This window comes from Nostoc sp. PCC 9305 (assembly GCF_963920915.1).
Classification (GTDB): domain Bacteria; phylum Cyanobacteriota; class Cyanobacteriia; order Cyanobacteriales; family Nostocaceae; genus Nostoc.
The window spans coordinates 26578-32798 of the sequence record NZ_CAWUDN010000090.1 but is presented as its reverse complement, the minus strand read 5'-3'; the positions used below and the strand labels follow the sequence as shown (position 1 = coordinate 32798).

Sequence of the window (6221 nt, the reverse complement as noted above, 5' to 3'; positions counted from 1 at the left end):
TCTCCGTATTTATTTATCTTTACATAGTTTGGTTTTTCCACGCCGTTCTACTTATCTTGGCTCTGAGGAACTGAGCAAGATTTTTAAAGTAAATATGGAGTTTCTGGATAAAATTCCAACTTCTTCGATTACTGAAATTGATAATTCCCCTGAATCAAGAAGAGAAATTCTCGAAGATTTAGGTTATGAGCTTTTCGATTTTGATATTTGGGATACATGGTTGATTCTCGAAGAATCATCTGCCGAAGTTATAATTAGAGAATTTATAATTCCTAATTTTGTACCTGGGCTTAAAGAAAGACTAAAAACTTGCTCTTCAGATGGTGTCGAAAAAGTACCAGACAGGTTTTTTGCTTTACACAGCCTGTGTCTTTTCTTTCATTTACAAAAAGCCTTTAACCAGAAAATTTGGGTCTTAGTTGATGCAGGTGAAGAGGAGACAAGAATCATCGACGATTTAAAGAATAAATATAAATCATGGAATGAAGATAGCTTTTGCCAGTTCAAACAACATGATTTTGAAAAGTATTATCCTGAAAAGTTTCAGGCAGAAGTAGATAAAATACTAAAAATACCAAACAAAAAAGATAAGAGGAAGGCAAAAAAAACTTTACTTGACCATGTAAAGAACTGGTATACAGAAAATCCAGATATTGCTAAGGAAGCTTTTACTAAATCTGCTGATGAGGTAATTGAGATTCTCAAGAACATCGAGAAAGTTGTTGCAAAGTATTAAAAGCTAACATATCACTGTAGCCGAACAGCGAGAGGTAATTGGCTGATGTTAATTTGCTCTTGTGTCGACTCAGTTCAACCGTTGGCTTAAATGGACGACAGCAGGGCATTGTTTGACTACTGGCATGACCGGCTGAAAAACTATAAGTTAATAGCAGCTCTTAGACACGTCAAAACCCAGGATCGTTGTCTAACTGTGCTATCCTTTGCAGCCAAGTGTTAGCTGCAACAGACTGAATCGATATCTGGGTTGGGATGCAAAGAAGTATGCCTATGGGCGCATTTGCTTTCTTGGTAGCTTATAGAGAATAATCACAAATAAAGCAGCTTTGGCATCTTCGTGCGAGAGAATAAATATAAAATATGGCGATCGCAATCGATTTTGGTACTAGCAACACAGTCATTGCTCGTTGGAACCCCGTAACCCAGCAGCCAGAAACCCTGACTCTACCAGGCTTATCAATTAAACAAAGTCTCAATCCGCCACTGATTCCCAGCTTGGTTTATGTTGAAGACGCAGCCCAAAATAAAGTCTTAGTCGGGCAACAAGTACGCGATCGCGGTTTTGACCTCAAAGGCGAAACGCGATTTTTCCGCAGCTTCAAACGCGGTATTGGTGCAGATATCCAAGGTTTTTTACCCGAATTAGATGGGCAAATTGTCACCTTTGAACAAGTTGGGCAATGGTTCCTCACTCAAGTAATTGAACAGCTAGCACCTCTGGAAGGTGGGTTAGATTCTCTGGTGTTAACCGTACCCGTAGACAGTTTTGAAGCCTATCGTCATTGGTTGGGAGCAGTATGTCAAAGCCTCCCTGTCGAACAAGTACGAATGCTGGATGAACCCACAGCCGCCGCCTTGGGTTATGGCTTGGCAGATCGAGAAAATCTTTTGGTGATTGACTTCGGCGGTGGAACTTTGGATTTGTCCCTTGTTCGGTTGGATCAAAGCGTGCAAGCAAGTACAAAGCCCTTGGGGTTTCTCCTCAAATGGGGTAATAAGTCTTTGGCTGAAGATTCAAAACAAAAAGTTAAAACTGCCCGTGTCTTGGCGAAAGCTGGGCAAAATCTGGGTGGTACTGATATTGATAATTGGTTGGTAGATTACTTCGCTAAAACTCAAGAGTTGGCGGTAAGTCCGTTGACAACAAGATTGGCAGAACGGGTAAAAATTCAGCTATCAACCCAAAATCAAGCTAGTGAAGTTTATTTTGATGATGAAACATTTGAAAGCTATGAACTGGAACTAAACCGCGATACTTTTGATAATATCCTCAAAGAACACGCATTTTTTGAGTTATTGGATGAGTCGATGACAACACTGTTGCAGCAAGCAAAACGCCAAGGAATAGAACTTCCAGATATTAATGCAGTTTTGTTAGTTGGTGGGACAGTGCAATTGCCAGCAGTGCAGACATGGATCAAACAGTATTTTGAGCCAGAAAAAATCCGTTGCGAACGTCCCTTTGAAGCGATCGCTCAAGGTGCATTACAGTTAGCACAAGGGATACAAATCAAAGACTTTCTGTACCATAGTTATGGTATCCGCTACTGGGATCGCCGCAATCAGCGTCACAAATGGCATTCTTTAATTAAAGCTGGACAGGCATATCCAATGAGTCAAGCAGTGGAATTAGTCTTAGGCGCTTCTGTAGAAAATCAGCCCAGTATTGAACTAATTATGGGAGAATTAGGAGCAGATACAGGTAGTACTGAAGTTTATTTTGATGGCGATCGCTTAATTACTCGCCGTATGGACAATAGTGAAACCAGCGTCAAACCCCTCAACGATCGAGAAGGTGCGAAGACAATTGCCCAACTCACACCAGCCGGATATCCTGGAAGCGATCGTATTAAAATTCTCTTTCAAGTTGATGAACAACGCTTTTTGCGAATCACCGTTGAAGACTTGTTAACTAATGACACACTTTTGGAGAATCAACTTGTGGCACAGTTGAGTTAAATATAATGCACATCATTAGTCGGAAAAAGCTGCGCGAATTTTGCCAAAATTATGCTGATTCCTGTGATGCACTTAAAAACTGGTACAAGGCTGCCAATAAAGCTACATGGAATAATCTTGCCCAAGTGCAAGCAGTTTATCCTCGTTAGGTTTTTGTTCTGGCGAGAGAATCTCAATCGTCCAGTCTGGTGAAAGTTGAAAATTATCAGGTACTTCATCGTCAACTGTGAACGGTATGCGTTCCCACAGAAATAGAGCTACATCAGGTACAATTGAGCGTCCACCAAAAGTACGCCGTAATTCGGGAAACCCATAGGCAATCTTTTTATTCTCTGTGACTTCATTGATAACAGCACAGAGCTTGCCTTGTAAGCGGCTGTGTCTCCCTTTTGGCATTGGCTTTTGAATAATCTCTCCGTTAATATATTCACTCGCAGGCTTTGTTTCTGGGAGCTTCAGAAACTCTTCCAATGTGAGAGGTTGAGTAATTATGACACTCATAGCTCCTGAATCCCTTGAAGATTGTTTTTAGTCTAGCAAGATGTATAGACAGGTGCTTAACTCTATGAACACACCCGTCTATACATCAAAGGAAGAATTGCAACTCTTAATTACGAATTATTTCCGCACCACTACTAAAGTTCCTGTTGAAGCCCAGTTGTAAAGATTACGGGCTTGCTTAACAGGTAAATTTACGCAACCGTGACTGACTGGAGTCCCAAAACGATTATGCCAATAAGCGCCGTGAATGGCATACCCTCTGTAAAAATACATTGTGTAAGGAACGTCAGGAATGTTGTAGCCTCTGCCTCGCATTCTGTTAATACGATACTTAGAATTAATCCGAAACCTACCTATGGGTGTAGGAGTCGCTCGCTTACCTCCAGAAATGCGATATGAATGAACAAGTTTATTACCTTCCCATGCACGTAAACGTTGCTCTGACAAATCAATTTCAATCCAGCGAGGTTGGCTAATATTATTAGATACAGTGATGCTGTTTTCATCGACTGACGTGGCTGTTGCTGTAGTCGAGTTGGGTGTACCTGTTAACGGCGATGACCAAGAGAATAAAGTCACTACCATCAGCGCCACGCCTGTACAAAAAGTTCCTGAAGAACGAATTCCACCACTGCGAATCCAGGATTGCATTATGCTACCTTCTAAACTACGCAAAAATCATCAAGTGAAGTAATTTTCTGGAAATTTGTAGTTTTCCAGAAAATTACTTGCTTTCTGTGCAGGATTTACGCAGTTCATCTTTTATTTGTCACTTGTCATTTATTCTTGGTTAAATGATGACTAACTAATAACCAATACAACTTTTAGAGAGGCTACGCCAACGACTACGCGGTAGTTGAATCTCGACTTCGCTCGATTTTCGCGCAGTCGAAACTCAGTACAAGTGACTAATTACAAAGGACAATCTTTACAAAAATCTGTCATTTAAATGCTTAAATACAAACTTTCCCCAAATTTATGTTTGCATTTGTAATTTCATAGAGGAATTGTCAGGATTTCCGCTGATTTTTTGGGCAAATCGTTAAATGCCCTTTTCTAGATTTTATTTCAAATTCAGTAATTCCGACTCCGAAGATTCCCAGCATAAAATATTGCTGGGAATCACTTAATTGTCTTGATTTGTTGTTATTTATAATTTTACCTAAATTGCCTTTTGGCTGCTTCACCTACTATTTATGAATGACTATTGGTGTCCCTACCGATGCCCACTCGAATAGCCATTTTGCATGTTTTGGTGCAATATTTACACAGCCGTGGCTCACTGGAGTGCCAAATCTCTTATGCCAGTAAGCTCCGTGAATAGCGTAATTACCTTGGTAAAACATTGCATAAGGAACGTTGGGAACATTGTAGTTTTCTCCCTGCATCCGCGTAGTTTTAAACTTGGATTGAACCTTAAAAGTACCGACAAGAGTAGGAGTGGCTTTTTTGCCAGAGGAAATAGCACTTCCATAAACAACTTTGTCACCTTGCCAAGCTATTAATCTTTGCTTGGAAAGATCGATTTGAATCCAGCGCTGATTTGATTGTTGTAATGTCTGGATTTTTTGTGCAATTACTTGAGTTTTGGAATTCGCCCAAACTTCACTGGTTCCAGTAGTAGTAAAAACACTTAGGGACAGTACTGTACCAGTGAGGATTATTTGTAAGCGACGCACCCAGTCAGGAGAAATTTGTCTTTTCATTTTAGATACACTCACACTCAAATCATCGGGTCTTGAGAAACTTATCAGGTTTCACCTTTATTTCCATATCTATTACTTTAATAGACGTGAATGTTTGATGATTTGATTCTAAGTTAACCTAACTGTTGCATTAGGTTTTTTGCCTGAGTTGCGATCGCTGACCAATTTCCCTCTATGACAAGCTTTTGGGGAAATAATTCCCCGCTCAAACCGACAGCGATCGCTCCGGCTTGCAAAAATTCTTTGGCATTTTCGAGAGTCACGCCGCCAGTAGGAATTAAGGGAATCTCACCCAGCGGCCCTTGCAAACTTTTGATATAGTTAGTCCCTCCCACTGCCTGCACGGGAAACACTTTTACACAACTAGCGCCTTGACTCCAAGCGGTAACAATTTCTGTAGGAGTCAGCGCTCCTGGTATGATAGGCACATTTTTTTCTTGCGCTGCTTGAATCATTGCCGAATCAACGTGGGGTGTAAAGAGGAATTGCGCCCCAGATGCGATCGCTTCTTCTAGCTGCTGCACATTGAATAGCGTACCAGTGCCAATGATACAGGCTGGTAATTCTGAACGTAGTTGACTGATTAATTCCCCAGCGCGATCGCTATTCCAGGTAATCTCAATTAGCTGCATTCCCCCAGATGCTACAGCCATTGCCATTTGCTGTCCCAATTCGATTTGGGGGGCGCGGATGACTGCGATCGCTCGATGTTTTTGCAACTGTGATAACCAAATTTGATTAGGCATTTTAACTGGGAATTGAGGACTGGGAGTAGGGACTGGGACTAGAGAATAGTTTTCAATCTAGTAAATACCTAATTTTTAATCCTAATGCCCAATCCCCGATTCATAATCCCCTTAAAACTTGCTTCTTGCATCAAGCTATGAGATATTACATATAAATAACAGTAAATCTATCGTATTGCCGTAGTTTAAGATTAAATACCTTAGTATTTGGGTCTAAAGGAGTAATTAAAATGACAATTGCACGACAAAACACAGCAGCATCCTTAGCAATCACCATGCACGATTCCGAAAGCGTCGATATAGCTAGCTTATGGAAGCTTGTACGACTAAGTGCAAATGGATTTTGGTGGCGCAGCAAGTCATATACAACGATTCTGGGCGTCATGCTGCTGACTTTAGTAAGTCTGATTTTCCTAAGTATGCATTGGTCTTACCGCAGACTATTCCCATCGATCGGCCATCGAGTCATTGGCAGCGATCGTGCAGCAATTAAAAATTAAAAACTAGACATGAACTTGTAAAGGGATAAGCGATCGTCTCAATTATCTGATTTTGCTTCCTTTACATTACT

The 6221-nt window shown here is 40.8% G+C and carries 6 protein-coding genes and 1 pseudogene; 3 read left to right on the top strand and 4 right to left on the bottom strand.

What is annotated here, in order from left to right:
• Positions 1 to 736: hypothetical protein (locus ACM0OX_RS26760; protein ID WP_414517965.1), on the top strand; the 736-nt coding region annotated here is incomplete at its 5' end.
• 362 nt (positions 737 to 1098) lie between these two features.
• A complete protein-coding gene (locus tag ACM0OX_RS26755; protein WP_414517963.1) occupies positions 1099 to 2697 on the top strand; it encodes an Hsp70 family protein in 1599 nt (532 codons plus the stop codon).
• A gap of 141 nt (positions 2698 to 2838) precedes the next feature.
• Here ACM0OX_RS26755 and ACM0OX_RS26750 read toward each other — a convergent pair.
• The 4 genes and pseudogenes from ACM0OX_RS26750 to ACM0OX_RS26735 form a co-directional block, all read right to left on the bottom strand.
• A pseudogene (locus ACM0OX_RS26750) lies at positions 2839 to 3198 on the bottom strand (Uma2 family endonuclease); the annotation flags it as partial.
• A gap of 117 nt (positions 3199 to 3315) precedes the next feature.
• Positions 3316 to 3849 (bottom strand): L,D-transpeptidase, encoded by a 534-nt coding sequence (locus ACM0OX_RS26745; protein ID WP_094348084.1) that lies wholly within the window; start codon positions 3847 to 3849, stop codon positions 3316 to 3318.
• A 539-nt stretch (positions 3850 to 4388) separates the two neighbouring features.
• A complete protein-coding gene (locus tag ACM0OX_RS26740; RefSeq protein WP_094348083.1) occupies positions 4389 to 4904 on the bottom strand; it encodes a L,D-transpeptidase in 516 nt (171 codons plus the stop codon).
• Positions 4905 to 5017: 113 nt separating this feature from the next.
• Complete coding sequence (locus ACM0OX_RS26735; RefSeq protein ID WP_414517961.1) at positions 5018 to 5650, bottom strand: bifunctional 4-hydroxy-2-oxoglutarate aldolase/2-dehydro-3-deoxy-phosphogluconate aldolase; 633 nt, start codon at positions 5648 to 5650, stop codon at positions 5018 to 5020.
• Positions 5651 to 5880: 230 nt separating this feature from the next.
• Between ACM0OX_RS26735 and ACM0OX_RS26730 the strand changes: the two genes are divergently transcribed.
• Positions 5881 to 6150 carry a hypothetical protein gene (locus ACM0OX_RS26730; protein ID WP_414517960.1) on the top strand — a complete coding sequence of 90 codons (270 nt, stop codon included), beginning with the start codon at positions 5881 to 5883 and terminating at the stop codon, positions 6148 to 6150.
• The last annotated feature ends 71 nt before the right edge of the window (positions 6151 to 6221 follow it).